This window comes from Streptomyces sp. CA-135486, from assembly GCF_050936555.1.
Classification (GTDB): Bacteria; Actinomycetota; Actinomycetes; order Streptomycetales; family Streptomycetaceae; genus Streptomyces.
Genome location: NZ_JBNJMM010000001.1, coordinates 1,605,098 through 1,626,238, shown reverse-complemented (window position 1 = coordinate 1,626,238; position 21,141 = coordinate 1,605,098). Strand labels below are relative to the sequence as shown.

At 67.5% G+C, this 21,141-nt stretch carries 19 protein-coding genes and 7 pseudogenes; 14 read left to right on the top strand and 12 right to left on the bottom strand.

The genetic code is table 11. From position 1 onward, the window contains the following. Positions 1-48: 48 nt before the first annotated feature. From ACQEVG_RS07230 to ACQEVG_RS07220, 3 genes are all read right to left on the bottom strand, one after another. Complete coding sequence (locus tag ACQEVG_RS07230) at positions 49-507, bottom strand: hypothetical protein (RefSeq protein WP_432978694.1); 459 nt, start codon at positions 505-507, stop codon at positions 49-51. Between the two features lie 14 nt (positions 508-521). Then, entirely contained in the window at positions 522-1,103 is a 582-nt protein-coding gene (locus ACQEVG_RS07225; protein WP_432978691.1) for a restriction endonuclease fold toxin-2 domain-containing protein, read from the bottom strand. 1,050 nt (positions 1,104-2,153) lie between these two features. Further along, complete coding sequence (locus ACQEVG_RS07220; RefSeq protein WP_432978688.1) at positions 2,154-2,651, bottom strand: hypothetical protein; 498 nt, start codon at positions 2,649-2,651, stop codon at positions 2,154-2,156. An 858-nt stretch (positions 2,652-3,509) separates the two neighbouring features. On the opposite strand from ACQEVG_RS07220, the pseudogene ACQEVG_RS07215 reads away from it, so the two are divergent. Next, a pseudogene (locus ACQEVG_RS07215) lies at positions 3,510-4,450 on the top strand (IS110 family transposase); the annotation flags it as partial. A gap of 764 nt (positions 4,451-5,214) precedes the next feature. Here ACQEVG_RS07215 and ACQEVG_RS07210 read toward each other — a convergent pair. Further along, the gene (locus ACQEVG_RS07210) at positions 5,215-6,066 is read right to left on the bottom strand and encodes a class I SAM-dependent methyltransferase (protein WP_432978685.1); all 852 of its coding nucleotides are present in this window, start codon (positions 6,064-6,066) and stop codon (positions 5,215-5,217) included. A gap of 61 nt (positions 6,067-6,127) precedes the next feature. Between ACQEVG_RS07210 and ACQEVG_RS07205 the strand changes: the two genes are divergently transcribed. Continuing rightward, the gene (locus ACQEVG_RS07205) at positions 6,128-6,769 is read left to right on the top strand and encodes a PadR family transcriptional regulator (RefSeq protein WP_432978682.1); all 642 of its coding nucleotides are present in this window, start codon (positions 6,128-6,130) and stop codon (positions 6,767-6,769) included. Here ACQEVG_RS07205 and ACQEVG_RS07200 read toward each other — a convergent pair. Then, positions 6,770-7,741: pseudogene (locus tag ACQEVG_RS07200) on the bottom strand (cation:proton antiporter domain-containing protein); the annotation flags it as partial. Between the two features lie 292 nt (positions 7,742-8,033). On the opposite strand from ACQEVG_RS07200, the pseudogene ACQEVG_RS07195 reads away from it, so the two are divergent. Next, positions 8,034-8,138, top strand: a pseudogene (locus ACQEVG_RS07195) (methyltransferase type 11); the annotation flags it as partial. Positions 8,139-8,208: 70 nt separating this feature from the next. Here ACQEVG_RS07195 and ACQEVG_RS07190 read toward each other — a convergent pair. After that, positions 8,209-8,421: a hypothetical protein gene (locus ACQEVG_RS07190; protein WP_406001026.1), complete on the bottom strand. Its 213-nt coding sequence runs from the start codon at positions 8,419-8,421 to the stop codon at positions 8,209-8,211. Positions 8,422-8,423: 2 nt separating this feature from the next. Then, positions 8,424-8,816 carry a carboxymuconolactone decarboxylase family protein gene (locus ACQEVG_RS07185; RefSeq protein ID WP_406001025.1) on the bottom strand — a complete coding sequence of 131 codons (393 nt, stop codon included), beginning with the start codon at positions 8,814-8,816 and terminating at the stop codon, positions 8,424-8,426. A 664-nt stretch (positions 8,817-9,480) separates the two neighbouring features. On the opposite strand from ACQEVG_RS07185, the gene ACQEVG_RS07180 reads away from it, so the two are divergent. Then, complete coding sequence (locus ACQEVG_RS07180; RefSeq protein ID WP_432978678.1) at positions 9,481-9,663, top strand: DUF1737 domain-containing protein; 183 nt, start codon at positions 9,481-9,483, stop codon at positions 9,661-9,663. Between the two features lie 486 nt (positions 9,664-10,149). Here ACQEVG_RS07180 and ACQEVG_RS07175 read toward each other — a convergent pair whose 3' ends face one another. Continuing rightward, on the bottom strand, positions 10,150-10,746 hold the full coding sequence (locus tag ACQEVG_RS07175) for a TetR/AcrR family transcriptional regulator (RefSeq protein ID WP_432978675.1): 597 nt from the start codon (positions 10,744-10,746) through the stop codon (positions 10,150-10,152). 64 nt (positions 10,747-10,810) lie between these two features. Between ACQEVG_RS07175 and ACQEVG_RS07170 the strand changes: the two genes are divergently transcribed. After that, entirely contained in the window at positions 10,811-11,296 is a 486-nt protein-coding gene (locus ACQEVG_RS07170) for an SRPBCC family protein (protein WP_432978672.1), read from the top strand. Positions 11,297-11,421: 125 nt separating this feature from the next. On the opposite strand, the gene ACQEVG_RS07165 is transcribed toward ACQEVG_RS07170, so the two are convergent. The 4 genes and pseudogenes from ACQEVG_RS07165 to ACQEVG_RS07150 all read right to left on the bottom strand — a co-directional run. Beyond that, the gene (locus tag ACQEVG_RS07165) at positions 11,422-11,568 is read right to left on the bottom strand and encodes a hypothetical protein (RefSeq protein WP_432978669.1); all 147 of its coding nucleotides are present in this window, start codon (positions 11,566-11,568) and stop codon (positions 11,422-11,424) included. Then, positions 11,565-11,720 (bottom strand): hypothetical protein, encoded by a 156-nt coding sequence (locus ACQEVG_RS07160; protein ID WP_432978666.1) that lies wholly within the window; start codon positions 11,718-11,720, stop codon positions 11,565-11,567. Before ACQEVG_RS07160 ends, ACQEVG_RS07165 begins: the two co-directional genes overlap by 4 nt. A 168-nt stretch (positions 11,721-11,888) precedes the next feature. Next, entirely contained in the window at positions 11,889-13,094 is a 1,206-nt protein-coding gene (locus ACQEVG_RS07155) for an IS110 family transposase (RefSeq protein ID WP_432978663.1), read from the bottom strand. A 260-nt stretch (positions 13,095-13,354) separates the two neighbouring features. Beyond that, positions 13,355-13,595: pseudogene (locus tag ACQEVG_RS07150) on the bottom strand (IS630 family transposase); the annotation flags it as partial. A 429-nt stretch (positions 13,596-14,024) separates the two neighbouring features. On the opposite strand from ACQEVG_RS07150, the gene ACQEVG_RS07145 reads away from it, so the two are divergent. The 9 genes and pseudogenes from ACQEVG_RS07145 (at position 14,025) to ACQEVG_RS07105 (ending at position 20,858) form a co-directional block, all read left to right on the top strand. Further along, entirely contained in the window at positions 14,025-14,324 is a 300-nt protein-coding gene (locus tag ACQEVG_RS07145; protein ID WP_432985138.1) for a hypothetical protein, read from the top strand. Next, positions 14,299-14,742, top strand: coding sequence for a DUF6766 family protein (locus ACQEVG_RS07140; protein WP_432985135.1), 444 nt, complete (start codon positions 14,299-14,301; stop codon positions 14,740-14,742). Before ACQEVG_RS07145 ends, ACQEVG_RS07140 begins: the two co-directional genes overlap by 26 nt. Before the next feature lie 411 nt (positions 14,743-15,153). Next, positions 15,154-15,684, top strand: a complete 531-nt coding sequence (locus tag ACQEVG_RS07135; RefSeq protein WP_432985132.1) for a CinA family protein — start codon at positions 15,154-15,156, stop codon at positions 15,682-15,684. Positions 15,685-15,848: 164 nt separating this feature from the next. Beyond that, positions 15,849-16,352, top strand: a pseudogene (locus ACQEVG_RS07130) (NAD-dependent epimerase); the annotation flags it as partial. A 54-nt stretch (positions 16,353-16,406) separates the two neighbouring features. Next, positions 16,407-16,846: pseudogene (locus ACQEVG_RS07125) on the top strand (DUF6479 family protein). A gap of 19 nt (positions 16,847-16,865) precedes the next feature. Continuing rightward, positions 16,866-16,983, top strand: a pseudogene (locus ACQEVG_RS07120) (glutathione-dependent formaldehyde dehydrogenase); the annotation flags it as partial. 207 nt (positions 16,984-17,190) lie between these two features. Further along, complete coding sequence (locus ACQEVG_RS07115; protein ID WP_432985129.1) at positions 17,191-17,517, top strand: plasmid stabilization protein; 327 nt, start codon at positions 17,191-17,193, stop codon at positions 17,515-17,517. Positions 17,518-17,800: 283 nt separating this feature from the next. Further along, positions 17,801-18,583 carry an Fpg/Nei family DNA glycosylase gene (locus ACQEVG_RS07110; RefSeq protein WP_432978660.1) on the top strand — a complete coding sequence of 261 codons (783 nt, stop codon included), beginning with the start codon at positions 17,801-17,803 and terminating at the stop codon, positions 18,581-18,583. Positions 18,584-19,121: 538 nt separating this feature from the next. After that, positions 19,122-20,858, top strand: a complete 1,737-nt coding sequence (locus ACQEVG_RS07105; RefSeq protein ID WP_432978657.1) for a SpoIIE family protein phosphatase — start codon at positions 19,122-19,124, stop codon at positions 20,856-20,858. The last annotated feature ends 283 nt before the right edge of the window (positions 20,859-21,141 follow it).

The following is a 21,141-nucleotide window of genomic DNA, read 5'->3' as shown; positions in this document are numbered from 1 at the left end:
CGCACTACCCAGCGGCCTGACCCCTCCACGAACTTCTGCGGAGCAGCTCTAGGGTGTGTCGAAGGAATCGAGGTGCCTGCGCAGCACGTCCTCGATCTCTGCGGTATCGCCCTCGGCCGGCAGGGGCCACGGGGTTTCCGCCCCGTTCGCCATGGCGAGGCTGCTCGCGAAGCGCACAAGCTGAGGTGCGGGGGCGAACGAGTCACGGAGCCATGTGGCGAAGACAGCAGCTTCGTTGGCGGTCACGTCGGTGAGGGTGATGTAGGCATAGTCGGGTTTGGGCATCGCGGCCGTGCCTTCGATCCAGACATCGGGTGCCAACTCGATCTCGAAGTCGAGAACGGTCATGCCGTGGATGGCTGAGTTCCGGTACTCCACGGTGGGTTCAGGGAACGCCTGCCTCAGGGCCCGCTCCAGGGCTTCGAGGGTGGCCTGCCAGGCGCCACCGCCGTCGTCCTCGGGCGGGTAGAAGGCGAAGTTGGTTCGGATGTTCCGCTCAGCAGACACAGTCTTCCTCGGTGTCAGGGTTCGTGGCGCGTCGAGCCGGGTGTACCCGTCATGGCCATCATGGACTGCCAGTAAGCAGCGTTGTCCTGGCCGTTCGTGACAATCTCAAGGCCGCGGATCTCGCGGTTCGCGGGATTGGCCATGGCCTGTTTGTATCGGACGAGTTCCTTCTCGTCACCTGCGTACATACGTCGACGACGGGGTCCCACGCGATCTCCCTTGCTATTCACTTCGACTGGCTTGGTCAGTGCGTCTTCTACGCGGTCGAGGGAGCGGAAGCTCTTCTCATTGCGGTCCGGATCGCGCACGTGCTTTGCCTCGACGAGGTACCCATCGGCGGGCCGTATGCCGTCCACCATCAGACCCCGCTTCTTCCCTGCCAGCGGTACTTCCCGCTCGGGATAGCCCGCGATACGCAGCTGGTACGCGTTGTCCGGGTCGGTCGTCCCGCCACCGCCCGCAAATCCGCCGGGGCGGAGGGAGTTCAGCCAGGTGCGGAACTGCTGCTGCTCGGCTGCTGCGAGCAGGCGCGTGGTACCTGGCACGGGCGGAATGGGATCAGCGAAGGGAACGGCCGGGTCGACAGGGTTGACCATGGGCAGCAGAGCCGGTGCCTGCCCAGTGTGCCGGGCTCGACGGTGCCGCCCTGGCAGGAAGGGCTGCCGGTGACAGTGCTGGCGCCGGACTACCAGCGGATTCTGGGCGTGCTGGATGAGTGGCGATCAGCGGGCGGTCAGACGGCGGGAGTTCATCAACCACGCGAACGTGCGCTCTGCCACCCAGCGTCTCGGCAGCACCACGAACCCCTCCATGCCGTCGGTGCGCTTGACGATCTGCTGGGCGAGGTTTGTACCGGCACCAGTCGATGAGGCCGCCGGTGTAGCCGCCGTCGGCCCAGACGAGGGTGATGTCGCGGTGCAGGCGCCCCAGCAGGCCGACGGCGGCGTCCCGGTCGCCGATGTTCGCCAGCACCTGGCGGTGGCAGTAGGCCTCGGGCTGTCCGCCTCGCACCTCCAGCCAGGCCGACACCGGCAACAAAGGCCGGATGGCCGCTCACTCCACATCCGTCATGTCCGACGGATACCGCCGCACACGATCGGGATGGTCGGCCGCGTTGCCGTACACGTGCGCGAGGCAATCACACGACCGGGCAATCGAGTTGAAGTAGACGGGCATGGGGCGCATACAACAACGCGACAACAGGCCTCCCGGCATAGCTCGGTCCGATTCGCATCCCCGAGCCACCGAGAGGCCCTGCCTTCATGCGCGTACCGCCGGAAGGTCACCCACCCAGGACCCCTGTTCGACCCGCACGTTCCAAGATCGGCTGAGAGACGGCTTCTCAGGACAGCTGCACAACCTGTCCTGAATGCGTGTCACACCCGGCCGGAACAATCTGAAACGACCCGCAAACGAGCCGCCCTGACTGAACTCGACATTGAATGAACCAACCACCGCACGAAATTGGCCAGTTTTCAGGAGCCTGGGCGGAGCTTCGTGCGGTCACGTTCGTGTAGCCGCGAGATTTGTCCTGATCTTTGAGGCGTTGGCGAAGAGGTGGAGAGGAGAAGGACGGTAGACGCGCATGGCCCGGCCGAGTGGCCGGGCCATGCGTGTGCGAGGGAAGCACCTAATGTGGATCCCTATTAGCAATAGTGATCTGTGGAGAACGCAGTCGTCCAGTCCGGGCCAGAGTTATTGGCATAGATATACGCGTGGTGAGTAAGGCCTAGACCGCAACCATACCCAACCGTGTCTCCAAAGCAGCCGCGGGCCTGGCCTGCTGCCAGCTCGTGGTATCCGCAGAAGCCAGCCCCGAGGTCGTCATCCCAGTCGTAACCGCCGTATATGTCAGAGTCGAAGGCAGCCCCCTTCAGTTCGACCGTCTTGTCCGACCGGTTGGAAACAACCACGACCAACTGGGCCTTGGTTTTATCGGGCGTGGTGATCAGGCAGGTCTGGAATACCACATAATTGGAGATTGAAATACTCTTGCTGGGGCCACACTTCCAATTGGAGTTGGCCGAGTATGTCTGCCACCCAGGATGTGCACTTGCGGAGGTGGCGCCAAACAATAGGAGCCCTATCGTTGCAGCCATACCAATCAGTGCCTTGAGGAAGACGCCCAGCTTGCCAAGTCCCACAGAAGCCCCCTTTGGTCGAGCACGTGCTCGAGCGGTCGAACTGAGTCAGTGGACGATACCTCATAAGATCATCTCGCGGCGGCGCAAAGTTTCTAACCCCCGTTGAGACAGTAGGCCCGACGGCATTGGTACCTCGGCGGGCGCTTCGCCGGACGACGTCGCTTCCCCGCAGAAGACGGCAGAGGAAATGCGCAGCCCGGGCGACCCTGCTGTGTCCCCGCCTGTAACGCGGACGAGCCCCCGAACACGCCACCCGGCGGGTTCGGAGAACGACCGGCGACCCGGCGAGCTCTTCCCAAGCCGACCGGCCACAGACCTCCTTCCACGTGGGACCGGCCTTGCGCTCGTCGTCGTACAGCTTCCAGGTGCCGTCCGTGAGCTTCGTAGCGAAGGTCTGCACGCACTGGTCGCCGGAGGTGACCGGGTTGGTGCCCTCCATGTCCTTCGGCATACCGCCGCTGTTGTAGCTGGCGGCGAAGGCGAACTCGTCACAACTGGGCTTGTCGTTGGTGCTGATGTCGGGAACCGTCGTGGTGTCGGGGTGTCCCTTGTTCGCGGCCCAGCCGTCCGGGCAGATGACCCTCCGGTTGGCGTCCGGGTTACGGCCGTAGGCGTTGCGCTCACCATGAGCGCCGGTTTCTCCCCTGCGGTCCGGGAGGTGGTTCAGGGGCGCACTCTTGACACCGGGCGGCTTGCTGCCGCCAGGGTGGCCTTCTCCGGACCGGCCGCCGTCTCGCCGACGGCGCACCGTTCGGGGCGGGATTCGAGGTGTGAACAGCTGGCGCGTATCGGCGGTGGCATCACCCTGGTCCTCCCGGAACGGCGTACCCGGCTGTCCGGCGAGGAGGGAGCAAGGCCGTGGACGTGCTGCACGAACGCTGCGCCGGCCTCGACATCAGCAAGAAGGACGCCAAGGCGTGTGTGCGCACCCCGAGTACGAAGCGGCGGGGGTCCTTCACGACCGAGACCACGACGTGGGGATCAACAACGAACGCGGTCCTCGCCCTGCGGGATCACCTGCTCGCCACGCAGGTGACACTGGTGGTGATCGAGGCGACCTCGTACTACTGGAAGCCCTTCTACTGCGTGCTGGCCGAGGGCTTGGACGTGATCCTGGTCAACGCGCGGCAGGTCAAGAACCTGCCGGGCCGCAAGACGGATGTCTCGGACGCGGCCTGGCTGGCCCAGCTCGGCGCCCACGGACTGGTCAGGCCCTCCTTCGTGCCGCCCGAGCCGGTCCGCGAACTGCGGGACCTGACCCGGGCCCGGACCACCGCCACCCGTGAACGACGCCGTGTGGTCCAGCGGCTGGAGAAGCTGCTGGAGGACACCGGCATCAAACTGTCCGCGGTCGCCTCCGACATCATGGGCGTCTCCGGCCGGGCCATGCTCGAGATCCTCATCCGCGGTGAGCCGACCCACAGGTCCTCGCGGACCTGGCCAAACGCAAGCTCCGCAACAAGATCCCCGAGCTCACCGAGGCCCTGACCGGACGGTTCCGCGAGCACCACGCGTTCCTGGCCCACCTGTATCTGGACCAGTACGACCAGCTCACCACGATGATCGACCAGCTCACCGGACGCATCGAAGCGGCGATGGCACCCTTTCGTGGCGCCCTCGACCTGCTCGACACCATCCCCGGCATCGACCAGGCCACCGCCGAAGTGATCATCGCGGAGACCGGCGGGGACATGACCCGGTTCGCCTCCGCCAAACACTTCGCGTCCTGGGCCGGGGTCTGCCCCGGCCACCACGAGTCCGCCGGCCGCACCAAGAACACGAAAGTCCGGTCCGGCAACCCCAGCGGTTCGTCGCCCGCGAGATCTACCACGTCCTGACCTCCACAAACCCCACCGCAGCGGCCCCCAACCACCTCACAACCGCTGCTTGACCTCCATAAGAGCATCCAGCAGACCCGGATCCCCGGCGGCAACATCGACCACCGGGCACCCAGCCCTGCCAACACCCACTCCGACCAGGCACTATTTACGCGTCAGAGGCGGTGCATCTTGATACTTCCTGTCAGTCCTGCTCGGTCCACGCAGATCCTTGTGTCCCCTCGCCGTCCCCTGCACGTTCCCCAGGGCACGCGTGCCCTGCCACTGGCAGGCGTCCGCTCCAGCTCACATATGGGATACGAACCCTCGTGCAGCGGATTTCCCTTCCACCGCGCAGGCTTCGCCCCAGATACGGAGGCGGAGCTTGATGGCCGTTGCCGCCGCAGGCACCCTCACCTACACCCCACAGGGCAACACGACCGAACCTGAACGGCGTTGCTCAGATCCGGCAGAGAGACCGACGAGTTCCGTCACCGCGAGCGAACTCGCTCGGTGGCTGTGACCTAGGGCTTCAGGCGCCGTGGGCGGCTGCTAGTCCGGATGCGGTCGTGCTCGCTGCCGGAAAGCGGGCCGGCGAACAGCACAAAGCCCTCGTCCGCGAGGCGGCGTGGTCGTTGACTGCGGGCTGGTCGAAGGCGCCTTTCCCGTCGATCCAGCTCGGACCGGCTTCACGGGTGACGGCGAACAGGCTCATTGGGTTGCTCCCTTCCCATCCTGTTCTGTGGTCATGGGCGGGTCGCCCGGATGGTCCAGGTCGCCGACGCGTAGAGGACGCCGTGGCCGGTGTCGTGGGCGGTGAGGGTGGCTCTCAGGTTGTCGACGGCGCGCCGCCGACTTTCGTCATCGAGGCCGTCAAGCATCCAGCCGAGCATCCCGAGCGTGAACCGCTGCGCGCTGTCGGCATCTTCGCCGAACCACATCGCCTCGCTGTGAGGTTCGAGCTGGATGTCTGTGAAGTCGGCGGCGCCGAGGACGGCCCGGACCCGGTCGGGGTCCGCGAGTGAGAACGGCCCGGGGGCGTCGGGGGCAGGCGCGGGCAACGGACGTCCGGCGGCCAGGGCCTGGGTGAACGAGAGGAACCACTCGTTGCCCGCCGGTGGCTGCCAGACCAGTTGCACGAGGTGTCCGCCGGGGCGCAATGCGCCGCAGATGTTGCGGAACGCGGCCACCGGGTCGGCGAAGAACATCGTCCCGGTGCGGCTGACGGCCACGTCGAAGGCCGCGGCGGGGAAGGGATGAACCTGGGCGTCGGCTTGGACGAAGGCGGCGTTGTGCAGTGCTTCGGCTGCCGCTCGCTGCCGCGCCACCCGCAGCATCGCGTCCGACAGATCCACGCCCAGGGCCCGGCCGCCGCTTGCCCGCCGCGCGGCGTCACGGGTGGTCTCGCCGGTGCCGCAGCCGATGTCCAGCACCTGGTAGCCGACGGAGATGTCGGCCGCTGCGAGGAAGCGTTCGCGATAGCCGCGCAGCGCGAGGTCGAAGTGATCGGCGTGCTCGGCCCAGTACGCACCTTCCTCCCCGTCCCAGGCACGGGCCTGCTCGGCGTTGGAGGGATCGACCTGAAGGGTGCTGGTCATGGTCACCACCGGCCTATACTCCCAAAGGGACTATTAACCGGATTACACCCCGGGAGGGGCTATGTCAACAGATCCGGCACTTACCCCCACTTCCTACGCGATCCTCGGCTTGCTCGCGGTCCGGCCGTGGAGCACTTACGAGCTCGCACGGCAGATGGACCGCAGCCTGGGCCGCATCTGGCCCCGGGCCCAAAGCAAGCTCTATGAGGAGCCGAAGAAGCTCGTCCACCACAGCCTGGCTGAAGCGACGAAGGAGGGGGTCGGGCGCCGGCCGCGCACCGTCTACACCATCACCGCCGAGGGGCGTCGCGCGCTGGCTCGCTGGCTGCGCGAACCGGGCACTGGGCCGGTGCTGGAGTGCGAACAGCTGCTGAAGGTGTTCTTCGCCGACTCCGGCACCAGCGCCGACACTCTGGCCACCCTCCGCGCGGCCCGGGCCTGGGCCGAAGAGCGCAATCAGGAGAACTTGGCCGCCGCGCGCGCCTATCTCGCCGGCCAAGCCCCGTTCCAGGAACGGGCCGCCCAGACCGTACTCGTCGGCCGCTTCCTCACCGACTACTACCGGCTCGTCGCCACGTGGGCCGAGTGGGCCACCGTGATCATCCAGCAGTGGCCTGACAGCCCCGGGGACGCTGCCGCCGACCCCAGCGAGATGGCCGAGACGGTTCGGCGGGCAAGCTGGAGCACCGCAGTCAACGACTGATCACGGGATCGGGGTCGTCTCCTTTCTCCGGTGGGTGCCCGCCTCGTAGTGGTCTGCCGGGATGCCGGCCAGGTCGTCGACGTGGAAGAGCCGGGCGATCGGCACGTCCGTGCTGCTGTGGGCGACGATCGAGGCCGCGATGCAGACCGCGATCAGGGTGTATGCCTCCCGGCCGTGCGGGATGTCTGACTGCAACACCAGCAGGCCGTACACCACCGACGCGAAGCCCTTCGGGCCGAACCAGGCCGCGACGAGTTTCTCGCGGCGGTCGAACCGCGTTCCGATGAGCGAGATCAGCAGCGATGCCGGGCGGATGAGCACGATCGCAAGGACCACGGCGCCGTACCCGCCGAAAGACAGGTCACCGAACAGCTGCGGGGTCAGCAGCGCGCCGAAGACCAGCAGGGCCGCGAACTTGGCCAGCTCGGCCAGCGCCTCACCCAGCGGCTCGAACGCCCCCTTCGCCTCCGGAGAGGCCGCGGTGAGGACCGCGCCCGCGGAGAAGGCCGCGAGGTAGAGGTTGGCGTGGGTGAGTTGGCACAGCCCATACAGGATGATCCCGATGGCCAGCGGCAGCAGCTTCGGCTCCGCGCCGAGCAGCCGGAACCGCACGAGGCCCATGACGAACAGAGGCAGCACGATGCCGAGGGCGAGCCCACCTCCCAGCTCCAGGGCGATCTTCCCGAGCGACGCGTGCGCCGGGCCCGCCGTGGGGCCGGCCGCGGCGATGAGGATCAGGACGATCGGCAGGGCGAGGCCGTCGTTGATGCCGCTTTCCACATTCAGCAATTGCCGCAGTTTGGCGGGGACTTCCTTGCGGCCGACGATCGCGGAGGCGAACACCGGGTCGGTGGGCGCGAGTACCGCGCCGACCAGGAACGACGTATCCAGTCCCACTAGATAGTGCGTGATCAGGGCCATGCCAGCGAAGGCGAGCGGCATGCCGAGGCCCAAGGCCCGGGCCGGGCTGCGGGTGGCTCCGATCCCACCGCGCCAAACAGCTCCTGCGAAGCGACATCGACCGCTGGACTGTCGGGCGTTCCCCGGCCCGCGCGGCTGAACCGGACCCACTGCGGCCCGGGCTTCTTCGGCGAGAAGCGGTTCGAGAAGCGGCTTCAGGACGCGAGGAGGACCCCGGTCGTCGATACGCCAGGGGGGCCTGCTGCGCGGGGTGCGAGGCCAGTCAGTGGCTGGCTGCGAGTTCGCCGCTGAGTTTGCCGTGGAGGTGGGCGCTGGGGTCGTTGAGGCCGGTGATCTCAACGGTCATTCCCAGGGCGCCGCACAAGCCGCAGGACTCGCCGGCAATACCCGCTTCACCACCGGGGACGCCGAACGACTCCCGTACCCGGACGGAACCTTCGACGCGTTGGTGTGCGAGTGCGCCCTGTGCACCTTCCCCGACAACGCCCAAGCCGCCGCAGAGTTCGCCCAGTCTCCGCTCAAGCGCCCCCGGTGCGGGGCGCGGCCTCGCGCAGACGCAGTGCCTGGGCGTCGTAATCCTGGAGGACCTGTCGAAGCTGTTCCAGCGCCTCCTCGGGAATGTCGGAGGGAGCGGACTCGGCCACGAATCGGGCGGCAGCCACCAGGGCAGCGAACTCGAAGGCGTGAGCGGTCGCGCGCAGGACGCCCGGCCGGGCCCACTCGAGCTGCATGGTTATCCCTTCGATGCCAGGTAGTCCTTGATCTGCCCGAGTTCCTGCTCGAAGTCGTCGTAATCCTCACGGATACCGTTGAGGTACGCGCTCCAGCCGAGGCTGTTCTTCGCGTAGTGGACGGCTTCCTGAATCTCCTCGTCGGTGGCCCCGAACAGCTTCGCGGCCTCGGTGTGGAAGAGCGTGCAGTAACGGCACTTCGTCTCCGAGTGCAACGCGATCCCGATCAGCTCTTTGTACTTGTTGGGGATGAGCGTCTGACCGAGCTCGATCTTCTTGAAGATCTCCCACTCGTAGTCCAGCAGGTCATCGGGGATCCGTGAGAAGAAATGGGGCACCAGCCCCAGCGTCTCCTTGATGTCCGCCTCGACCTCGCTCCGGCTCCGTCCCGCCATGGCGACCACTCCTCTCAACGCAGCGAAACCGACACCCTCCTTCCACGTTAGAGCGGGCCGACGGCCACTGCGACCGCTGCCGCGACTGCCTCCTCCGGCTCATTTGGGTGGCAGGCTTGCCGCGAAGGCGTGTCCCGCCTCGATCCAAGCGTCGAGAGCTCGTCCTGGGACAGTGCGGAGGGTGCGACGACGACCACCCGCGCATCGGACGGCCCGTGAAGTCGAAGGCCCTCGTCCCGGGCCGGTCCAGAGCGGCGTCGGTGGCGTCGGGGCCGACGGACCATCAGCTCGTCTCCGATCACGCCGAAGGCATGTTGCCCTCGTGCAGGAACGCCAGGCCCCTCCGACGGCAGCGGGATCACTCGCTCCACGCTGTGGGCGCAGCGGATTTCCCTTCCAACGCGCAGAGAGCGATGCGACGACGTCGGCGATGTTTAGCCGGCCTGTCCACCGCTGGCCCTCGACACAGGTGTGACCCCTGGTTCGCGTTCAGGAATAAAGTGACCGGCCTGCCCACAGCGGGCTGACCCCAGCGCGGGACCCGGGTTCCAGCACGCCCGCGTGAGTCGGGCTGATCAAGCGGCTGCCGCGTAGCTCCCACAGCCTGCCAGCGTCTACCGGACCCAGGCAACTTCGAGCCGAATGAGCTGAGATCCTCGAAATCATGAACACACCACCGGATGGATTGCCCGCCTATCGAGTCCTGACCGGCCCCGACGACGAGATGTTCTGCCGACGTGTGAGCGAGGCGATCGCCCTTGGTTACCAGCTGCACGAAGGCCCCGCCGTCACGTTCGACGGTGAGCACGTGATCGTCGCCCAGGCACTGCTTTGGCGGGCGACGTAACGGCGTTGGGCACGAATGAAGTTGGGGCGTATTTGCCAGGCGAGCGCATCAGCGCAGCGAGGGTGTAGAGGCCCCCCGAGCGGAGGCCCCGCCGGCTGCGTCCAGCGCAGCTGACCGGAGGTACCGTCACTGCTGGAGAGAGTGGTACCACGCAAGGCGGCCGCAACAGCGGCAGCCAGCGTGCAGCCGTCGGCGGACCACGTCGTGGCTCGGCCCACCTGGCTTCGGGCGCTCGCCCTTACCGGCTCGCTTCGACCCGCCTCGTACACCTTTGGCACGAAGATGCCCTTGCCGCATGGAAGTGATCCTTCGTCGGGACGCAAGGATCGATCTTCGCCAGTTCCGGCGACCTCGAGCGTCAAGTCGTTGTAGTTCCCCGGGGACGACGTCCTGGGGGCGCAGGTGGCAGGGGCGCGCACGGCGTAGGCCGTCCCGGTCCGGCCGCCGGTTCTCCGTCACCGAAGTGGCACTGCGCCGTCCTGTCGCTCACACCTGGGCGTCGTGACCGGGGGCATCGCGCATCAGGAGGTTGAGGACGGAGTCGGAGTAGTGGGCCAGCTGATCGGCGTTGCGCGGGGGCAGCACGCCTGGCAGCCGGGTTGCCAAGTGGTCGAGGCCGACGTATGCCGTGTAACCCAGCGTGGCGCGCTGGACCGCCACGTCCGGCGGAAAGCCGATCTCCTCGAAGAGGGCGACGGTGTAGTCCATTCGGCGTTGCACCACTCGGCGCACTACGGGTGCGACGAGCCTGTGGTCAGCCGCGGCGAGCACGTTGACAGCTACGGCGTTCTGTCCCGCAGGCCCGATGAGGCGCGTGAAGAGTATGCGCAGTCGGACCACCGGATCCGGCTCGGCGGCGAGCATCGCGATGTATGTCTCGGTGAACTTCTCCTCCCAGAGCGAAAGCGCAGCCCCCATGAGTGCGTCCCGGTTGGAGAAATGCCAGTAGAAGCTGCCCTCGGTGGTGCCGAGCCGTGCGGCCAGCGGTTCGACGGCCACGGCGGCGAGGCCACCTTCGCCGATTGCGATGAGGGCAGCATCCGCCCAGTCGTCTGCGGTCAGCCGCCGTCGCCCTTGCTCCAATGTCCATACGGTAGCGTACGGTCCTCCATACGCCCCCGTATGGAGAAGCGTGCAAGGAGACAACGTGCAGAACATCCAGCGCCGCACGATTGACGCACCCGCCGTAAACGTCGGCGCCCTCCTGGACCTGCTGAGCACGCCGCAGGACCGGATATGGCCCGTCCCTGCCTGGTCGCCCCTGCAGCTCGACGCCGACCTCGCCGTCGGTTCGCGCGGCGGACACGGCAGGATCGGGTATTCGGTGAGCGAGTACGAGCCCGGGAGGCGAGTGCGGTTCACCTTCGCCCCCGGTCTCGGTCTCAGCGGCTACCACGAGTTTGCTGTCATCCCCGACGGCCCGGATCGCTGCCAGGTCGTCCACACCGCCACCGGGCTTGTCGAGGGCCGGATGCGCCTGTTGTGGCCGCTGGTGATCCGCTGGCTGCACGAGGCGCTACTCCACGACATGTTCGACAGCATCCAGCGGGAGGCCACCGGCCAGCTGCCCCGCCCCGCCCGCTGGTCGCCGTGGGTACGCCTGCTACGCCTCCGGTTCGCCCCACGACCGTAATCGCATCGGGCCCCCGAACTCCTCACCCCGGCCCCCCAGCGAAGCAACGTTGAGCGCATCGCCCGTCATGAGCGACGACGGCACGGGCGGGTTCCTCCACGCCCTTCATTGTGTGAAGCCGCTGACTACTTGGTTCGCAGCATCAGGGCGAGGCGGGTGTGGTCGCCAGCAGCTGTCGCCTTGGCGCAGAGCTCGCCCATCTGCGGCACGTCGTGGTCGACTCCCCGGGGCCCTCGCAGCCGGACCGCGCCCTCCGGGAAGTCGGCCTTCACCTCGAGCCAGAGTTGGCCCGGTTCGCCGCCCAACGGCGCAGCCAGGCCGCGCTGTTGTGGACGTTGACCCGAGTGGAGCGAGCGCCAGCGGCGATCAACGCGATCTGGCTCAGTGATCTGGGCAGCAGGCGGATCCGGACGATGAAGGCCATGTGGAGGGTTATGAGCACAGTGTTCAGTCCTGACAAGCGACAAGCCCCGCACTCCGGTCCGGAGGAGTGCGGGGCCCGTCGCGTTAGAGCGGCTACGCCATGCTCCGCCTCAGCTACTGATTCCCAATGTGGTTGTCAACGCCTGACTTGTGACTGGCTGTAGCCACCTCAGCCAAGGCTGGCAGCGCGAAGTGGCGGGCCGCTCTCGAAGGGGCGACCGTCGCGTAGGAGTGCCCACAGGACGTTCAGGCGGCGTCGCGCGAGGGCGATGACGGCTTGCTTATGGGTCTTCTTCTCGGCCCTCTTGCGTTCGTAGAACGCCCTGGAGACTGGGCAGCATCGGGCGGCGACCTGGGCGGACATGTAGAAAACCCGCATCAGGCGACGGCAGTAGCGACGAGGTCGCCGCATATTGCCTCTGATCCGTCCCCAGTCCTTCGGAACGGGCGCCAGGCCGGCGACACCGGCAAGGCGATCGGCGGTGCCGAAGACGCTCATGTCGCCGCCGGTATGGGCTATGAACTCGGCGGCCAGGACGGGGCCGATGCCGGGCATGCTCAGGATGACCTCGGCGTACGGGTGGTCGCGAAACCGGCCCTCGATCAGGGCGTCGGTCTCGGCGATCTCCTCATCGAGGGCCATCACCTCCCTCGCCAGCCTGGCCACGACGGCCGCGGCCAGCTTCTCTCCGGGAACGGCGGTGTGCTGGGCCTCGGCGGCTTCGACGGCGGTGGCCGCGACGAGCCTGTAGTTGCGGACCTTGCGGTTCTTCAACCAGACGGCCAGGCGGTTCCTGCCGATCCGACGCAGGGCGGCCGGCGTCTGGTAGCCGGTCAGCAGGAGCAAGGACGCCTTCGAAGTGCTGTAGTCGAAGGCCCGATCCAGGGCCGGGAAGTACCCCAGCATCTGGGCCCGCATCCGGTTGATCGCCCTCGTGCGGTCCGCGGCCAGGTCCAGGCGGCGAGAGGTGAGGATGCGCAGGTCGACGGCGATATCGTCGCCATGGTGCATCGCTTGGAGGTCGCGGCGCATGCGGGCTTGGTCCGCGATGATGAAAGCGTCCTTCGCGTCGCTCTTCCCGTCACCCCGGTAGGAGCCGGAGGCGTGGTGGACGGTGCGGCCGGGGATGTAGAGGACCTGCTGCCCGTTGTCGGTCAGAAGGGCGATCATCAGTGCGGCCCCGCCGGCATTGAGGTCGATCGCCCAGGTCACCGGCTCTCCTTCGCTCAGAGCGAGGACATCCGCAATCAGTTCCAGCAACGCGGTCTCGTCGTTGGCCACCCGCCGTGACAGCCTGCGCTTGCCCTCCGCGTCGATCACCACGCAGTGATGCTCAGCCTTGCCCGCATCCGTACCGGCCCATAGTTCGGGCACGACCACCTCCGGAGTCGTTCCTGTTCGAGTCCCAGCAGACGACCTCGCCAGCGTGTCCTTACCAAGCGATCTTGCCGCGCGCATCCCAATCAGTGGCCGAGTCGTCGCGGGGCACCGGGCGGCCAATCAGTAGAAGCCACTCCTGCGGCATGAGGTTGACAGCCACACCCGGTGCCCCTGGGCCTCCCGATCCTACGAGTGACCGGAATCAACCCACCAACAACGTAAGGAGGTTTTCGGTTCGGGGTGGCGTCATGGCGGGCCGGGATGAGTCCGGTCTCGGCGATGAAGCCGTCAAGTAGGTCGGCCTGGTACTGCATGCGTTTGAGTCGGGTGCGGGACAGTGCGGCGAGTTCGTCGATGCTGCACGGGGCAAGGTTGTTGCCCAGGTGTTCTTCAGGTGTGCCCACACACCCTCGGCGGGTTCAGGTCGCGCGCACGAAGGGAAACGGAGACTGTCAGCCGGCTGCGGGCCGCGATCAGCTCGCGCATCGCAGCATCAGCTTGGGCGGAGTCGCATTCCCTGCCCGCATGGTGACACAGGAAGCCTGCCCCGGTTTCATGATCTCCCGTGGGCCCACGACTTCGATGGCCAAGCGTCCCGTCCCGCGGTCGTCAGCCTCATCCACCCTCGCATCCGCGCGCCGGATTGGTGACGCCAGGTCGCCAACGGAGTGGCAGTGATGAGTGGGGGCTTCCGGACGGATAGGAATCAATATCGCCAGTGTCGACTGCGGAGGGCTGTGCGTCGTGTGGGTTCCGTGTGCCGATGACGATGCCGCCGAAGCTGCCCATCGCCGCAGCCGTCGTCAACAGCCCGCCGGTGCCGCCAGGTCGGTTCGTTTCGCGATTCTGACGCTTGCCGTGGCCACGGTCGGCGCGTGCGGCGGTCCGGGAGTGCGCGCTGATGCTGCCTCCGGGCAGGCTGAGGTGTTCGAGCGTGCGGTACACGCCGGGGACAACACCGCGGCATGCGAACTGCTGGCGCCCGGGACGAGAAGCGAGGGAGAGGAGTCCGGGCAGAAGCCGTGCGCCGTCGCCTTGGGCGAGGAGCAGCTCCCGTCGGGGGGTGCGGTTCGGGCGGTGGAGGTGTACGGCCAGCAGGCCATGGTCACCCTGGAGCGGGACACGCTCTTCCTGTCGCAGTTCCCCGGCGGCTGGCGGGTGGTGGCCGCAGGCTGCCGGCCCGAGGCCGGCAAGCCATATCAGTGCCAGGTCAAGGGAAGCTGATGAGAATCCTGTTCGTGCTCTGTCTGGTCACCGTCGTCGGCGGCCTCGCCTACTCCATTACCCTCGGGCTGCTGCACCGATGAGCCACTCGGCAGGAGGGCAGTCCATGCGCCGGCTCATCCGGGACAACTCCCTGACCCTGGTCTTCGCCGTCGGCTTCCTCGTCATCCTGCTCGGCCAGGCCGTGGCTGGCCGTGCCGAATTCAACGAGCAGGGTCTCCGCCAGCTCCAGGCTCCTATCGGCTGGCCCGAATACCTGATCTCCGCCGATTTCTGGAGCCGCTCCCTGCAGAACTGGCAGTCCGAACTCCTGGCCGTGGCCTCCATGGCCATCCTGTCGGTTTACCTCCGGCAGCGAGGCTCGTCGGAATCCAAGCCCGTCGGCACCCCGCACACCGCGACCGGCATCGAAAGCTGACCCCGGGGCGTCTGGGCGAGAAGAGGGCGACTTCCACCGCGTACGCCAGCATCGAACGCTCTCCCGATGGGTGAGCGCTTGTTTGCCGTGACACGCCGGGAAGCCGCCCGATGCGCGCTCACCCGCGTCCGCCATAGGCAGCATCCCCGGGCGGCGGGAAACACGGCTTGGCGGTGCGTAGTCTCCAGGGCGATGGTGGAGGTAGGGCATCCGCCAGGGGTTCGCTCGTGCACCAGCGGATGGTTCCCCAGTCGGTCGCGGCCTGTCCGCTCGCAGCGTGCACTGGCGGTGGCCCCATGCGAGGCTGCAGCAGCCCGGCCGTGATCCTTGCCTGGCCTAGATGGTCTCAACCATGCACGCTCGGCAAGTGAGCGGCGCGGCACCGAAGGATGGGACGGAGTCTTGGGCAGTGTGGACTCGGGGGACGTCGGTCGTGGGCTCGACCGGGTGGAGCTGCTCGCGCGGCAGTTGCACGATGCTCTGGCAGCCGCGGGGCACACGGTTGCGGTCGCCGAGTCGCTCACCGCCGGCCGGCTGGGAGCCGCGCTCGCGGACGCACCGGGAGCCTCACAGACGTTCCGTGGTGGGGTGATTGCCTACCAGACCGAGGTCAAGGCGTCCGTGCTCGGTGTGGACCCCCGCTTGCTGAACACTGAAGGGGCCGTTCACCCTGACGTGGCGGCGCAGATGGCCGAGGGCGTCCGGCGGCTCATGGACGCCTCGTACGGTTTGGCCACCACCGGAGTCGCCGGACCCGACACCCAGGACGGCAAACGGATCGGAACCCTCTTCGTCGCTCTCGGCGGGTCACACGGCACGGTCGTAGCCGAGCCGACGCATGCAGACGAAGCCATGGACCGAGAGGCGATCCAGCAGGCGGCGGTGGTCGCGGCACTGGAACTGCTTCGCGATCACCTTCGCCCGCAGCAGGAAGGGCGATAGGGACCACGAGTATGCACCGCCGGCTCGGGTAGCCGACTGGTGCCGGGGAGAAACCTCTGCGGAAGGCGGTTGACATGACCGGCAACGCATCACACGGCATGGAAGAAGCCAGCGGGCTCCGAATCGTCGTCACCGGCGCGACAGGCAATGCCGGGACGAGCGTGCGGGAGTCCGCATCGCAGCAGCGCCGGATCTTCGCGGGTCGGTTGCTGCCCGCCCAGCTGATCCGGCCGTCTCTTGTCCCCGCCGTCCCCGACCTACCGGGACTGACCTTCCAGGCCTTGCGCACCGACGACGCCGCGGCGGCCTATCGCGAGGCCGTCGACCGCCCGGTCCGCGGTGCGTTCAACCTTGCGGCGGACCCGCCGCTGGACGCGACCAAGCTCGCCGGAATACTCGAAGCGCGCCCCCTGCGGATGCCACTGCCACCCGTACGGGCCGCACTCGCCGCGGCGTGGCGGCTGCGGCTGGTGCCCGCGTCGCCGGATCTCTTCGACGCCGTGCTGCGCCTGCCGCTGATGGACAGTTCCCGCGCCCGTGCCGAACTCGACTGGGAACCGCGCCGCACGGCCGTGGAGGCGGTCCAGGAGTTCCTGGACGGGCTCCACGCCCAGGCGGGCATGGTCACGGCACCGCTCGCGTCCCGATCCGATCGAGAAGCTGCCTGAAGACTCACGGGCGCATGCCCGGAGAACGCTCTGCCGTCGTGAGACGAATGCCGGATGTGTCACGTTCTCCTCCGGGGGCAGGCGCTCGTGGGCGGGATGGAGCAGCGGACAGGCTCCCACGGTCAAGGCGAAGGGATGAACGTGCTCACTAGCAGCCAAACGCTTCTCGCAGCGCCCAATCCGGTCCTGGGCGGCGTCGGGCCCCTGATCGCCGGCATCGTCATCGTGGCGGTACTCGTCGGTGTGGTTCCGTGGGCCATCAGACGCCGCAGGACACTGCCACCGCGGCCGCGGCCCGACGAACAGCCGACCGCACCGGCGCACCGTACACACTTGAGCACAACCGCGAGCCGGACGGTGCCTCGTTTCCTGACGACGGCTCCCGTCTGACGCCGCGCGAGCTCAAGTCACACAGCAGTCGACCTGGATCCGAGCAACGGCGCGAGCACGAGCAGGACAGCGGCGGCTTCGGTAGCGGATCGCTCGGCGGCTGACCACCGTGCGGAGGGAACCATGCGAGCACTGACGTGGCACGGCAAGCGAGACGTCCGGGTCGAAACCGTGCGACCCGATCCTGAAAGAACCTTCGGACGTGATCGTCAGAATCACATCCACCGGAATCTGTGGATCTACTGGCGAAGCAATTCGGCCAAGGGCCGGCACGCCGATGAGGCTCGATGTCGGCGCCACACTGTTGTGGGACATGCTCGGTTGTGACGGTCTTTCCCAACTCGCGAGTAGACGGCCGAGGACGGAAGCTCACATCGGGAAGATAGCTACTCCCAGCAAAGCCCAGCCCTTCGATGGGACGGGCGGCTGGAGCGCGAAGGAGCACGTCATGCCTGCAGGATCCAGCCCCAAGCGGGAACGCCAGTACGAGCACATCAAAGAGAGTGCTCAGAAGCGCGGCACCTCCACATCCCGCGCCAAGGAAATCGCCGCACGAACAGTCAACAAGGAACGGGCACGCTCAGGCGAATCCAGGACCGCCAGCAAGACCTCCACCCAGGACCCCAAGTCCGCCTCCCAGCGCGGCGGCGAGCGTTCCCACCGTGGTGCGCAGGGACCCACGAAGGACCAGCTGTATGAGGAGGCAAAGAAAAAGAATATCGACGGTCGCTCCTCGATGAACAAGGACGAATTGCGCCGCGCCCTCGGCCGCTGATACGCCACTGGCGTCAGGACAGCCTCCGAGCGAACCGCGTTCAGCAACCGGAACAGCGCCGCCGTCCCCTTCGGCGTGGGCTGCCCGGACCGTCGGCCGTTCGGGCATCTGGGCGCGTGGGAGGGCATCGTGATCACGCGGGCGAGGCCGGGAACAGGAGTCGTCGCAGGGGCGACGCGTGGCGGGCGGGCCTGGCGATCGTCTGGTGGTGATCCAGCCGCGGTGCAATCCTGGACACACGGCCCACCGCACAGGGTGAGTACGAAGATCGGCGGGTGATGGCATGCCCGAGCTGCCCGATGTCGAGGGGTTCCGGGCGGTCCTCGCCTCCTGTGCGCAGGGCAAGCGGATCAAGCGGGTCGAGGTGCATGACGCGGGCGTCCTGCACGGGGTGAGCGCGGAGCGGTTGAGCCGCGATCTGGAAGGCCACCGGTTCACCGCACCGGAGCGGCACGGCAAGTGGCTGCTCGCCCGCACCAACGGGCCCACGGTGTTGCTGCACTTCGGCATGACTGGAGAACTGGTCTGCTGCCGCGAGGCGGACCCGCCCGATCCGCACGACCGCGTCGTGTTCACCATCGGCCGGGACCAGCTGCGCTACCGCGACCAGCGCAAGCTGCAAGGCCTCTGGCTTGCCGACGACGCCGACGTGGCGCGCATTCTGGACGACCAGGGCGTTGACGCGATGTCGGTGAAACGGGCCGAGTTCGACGAGCTGTTGTCCCGGCGGCGCAGCCGCATCAAGTCGGCCCTGACCAATCAGTCGGTGCTCGCCGGGCTCGGCAATCTGCTCGCCGACGAGATCCTGTGGCGCGCCCGCCTGCATCCGGCGCGCCGGGCCGACCAGCTGACCGACGACGAGCGCCACCGGCTGTACACCGAGATGCGCCGCACCCTGCGCTCTTCGGTGCGCGCCGGCCGCGTACCCACCCGGAAGTCCTGGCTCACCGGCCGCCGCGACGACGCCGACCCGGCCTGCCCGCGTTGCGACGGGCCGCTGAGCCGCACGCGGATCGGCGGGCGCGGCACTGTGTGGTGTCCCCGCTGCCAGCCGGACAGCCCATGACCCCGGTACGACGCCCGTGAGCGAGCTACCGGGCGCCCGTTCTCGACGACAAAGGGCTGCAGGCGGAGCAGATCTACCGGAGATAGGCCTTCCGCTCCACGAGCAACCAGCCGCCCGGACACGGGCCTGGAAGTGGTAACTCAACGGCCGCGTTCCAGCCTCACCAGCACAGCAACTGCTGGGCGAGTTCCCATTCGCCGAGGCCCGCTCTGTCAGATCGCCCTTCGGATAGACGGCGGGATGCCGGGCGATGCGTGCCCGTGATCAATAGCCCGACCTGGGCGATGCGCGGTGTCACGAGGTGGCGGAGCCGTTGGTGAGAAGGCGGTCCTTGGCCAGTCTCCGCAGCGGCATCCCGTACGCATCGCCGACAGCCGACCGGCCTCCGGGCCTCGGAGAGCCCCGCGCCGGCTTTCCGGCCTCGGCTGCACTGAGCACCACCGATCGCGATGCGCACGAAGCGGCTGTAGGAGAGCTGCGGGTGGTGATCCTGGTGCGGGGGTAAACCAGAGAGGGAGGAGCCAGAACAAGGAGGGGCATGGACATCACGTTGCCGGATGCAGGGGGAGCCGGGTTTCAGGATCGTCGGGCGGGGGCCACGGCGGTGCCGGGCGATGTCTTCGAGGGCATCACGGCAGCCGCCATTGCGGTGAACGACGAAGGGATCATCGTCGCGGCCAACGGGCCGTCCGAGAAGCTGTTCCACCGGTCCGCGGACGAACTGGTCGGCCAGGACGCTCATGACCTGCTGCACCGCGACAGACGGGGGCACCCATTGCCCCGCAGCCGCTGCGGGCTGCGTATGGCCCTCCTCACGCACAGCACCAGGCACTGCGACCTTGACTGGTTCACCTGCGGGGACGGCACGGTGCTCGGCCTGGCCTGGCTCATCACGCCCTACGGTCTCGACGCCGGAGCATCGGGCGCGCTGGTACTGCTCTATCAGCCACAGGATGTGCCAGAAGCCCACCAGGACAAAACCGAGGAGTCCGAGAGGCTGACGGAACTGGACCGCCTTGCACTGCTCGCCGAGACGACTACACAGCTCACCACCACGCTGAACGTGGACGAGGCGCTGCACCGCCTGGCTGCACTGACGGTGCCCCGGCTCGCGGACTGGGCGGTCGTCGACCTGATCACCGAGGTGGACGAGGTCAGACGTACGCTGGTCATGCAGCACGCGGATGGGCTCCTGGTCGAGCGCCCGGACCTGCAAGGGCCCATGCCTCCGGTGCCGCAAGAATCACCGATGCCTCTGTCACGGGCCTTGCGCGGCGCCGCCTCGACCATCGCCAGCCCATCCACGTACCAAGGGCCACCGGATTCCGGCATCGCCGTCGAGCAGCAACGGCTCTTCACGGAGACCGGCATGCACTCGGCCGCCATTGCCCCGATCCGTGGAATGCGCGAAGTGCTCGGCGCACTGACCCTCGGCCGGTCGAACCGCCGTGAATCTTTCACCGCCTCGGATCTCCCGCTCCTCGAGGACCTCACCCGGCGGGCGGGCCTGGCGCTGGAGAACGCACGCCTCTACCAGAGGCAACGCAAGGTTGCCGAGACCATGCAGCGGCACTTGCTGCCCCAGATGCCGATCGTGCCGGGGCTGCAGATGACAGCTCGGTACGTGCCCGCTCCGCATGCCTCCCAGGTCGGCGGGGACTGGTACGACGCCTTCTCGCTGACCGACGGCGCGACCGCTCTGGCGATCGGCGACGTCGTCGGCCACGACCTCGATGCCGCAGGCGGAATGGCCCAGATCCGCAACATGCTGCGCGCCTTTGTCTGGACGCATCCTGGCTCGCCCAGCACAGCGGTCACACACCTCGACCAAGCCGTCATGCACATCGTCCAGGAGCCGATGGCCACCATGATCCTGGCTCGGCTCACTATGGGTGACGACGGATTCTGGAAGCTGCACTGGACCAACGCAGGTCATCCGCCACCACTACTGATCACCCACGACGGCCAAACACGATTCCTGACCGGTGGGCACGGCATGCTGCTCGGCACCGGTGGCCCGAGTCCCCGAACGGATGCCGTCCTCACTCTGCCGCCCCGGTCCACCCTCGTGCTCTACACCGACGGACTCATCGAATCCCGCCGCCACACCCTCGACGACGGCATGGACAGACTCCGCAGACACGCGGCTTCCCTGGCCCACCGTCCGCTGGACTCCTTCAGCGACTCCCTGCTGGCTCAAGCCCGTCCGGACGACAACGACGACGACGTCGCCTTCCTTGCCCTGCGCATACCTACCGCCGGCCGAACGAATTGACTCTCGCGGGTGCTCTCACCGTCCGGAATGGCCGGTTTCCGGATCCTGCGGGTCGACCCCTGTGAGGGCCGAGGAATCCTTGGACCCGCTGGGGCGCTGGGAGCGACCGCGGCGGCCTGTGTCATGCATTCCCTTCTCCTGGGACTTCCCGCCGCGGTTCTCGCCGCTGCGGGACTCGCTCTTCACCGGAGTGCCGGAGAGAGAGGCCTCCTTGTCCTCCTGAGAAGGCCGGGCTGACCTCACGGGGCCAGGTGCATGATCATCTGGATGGAAGGACCGGTGA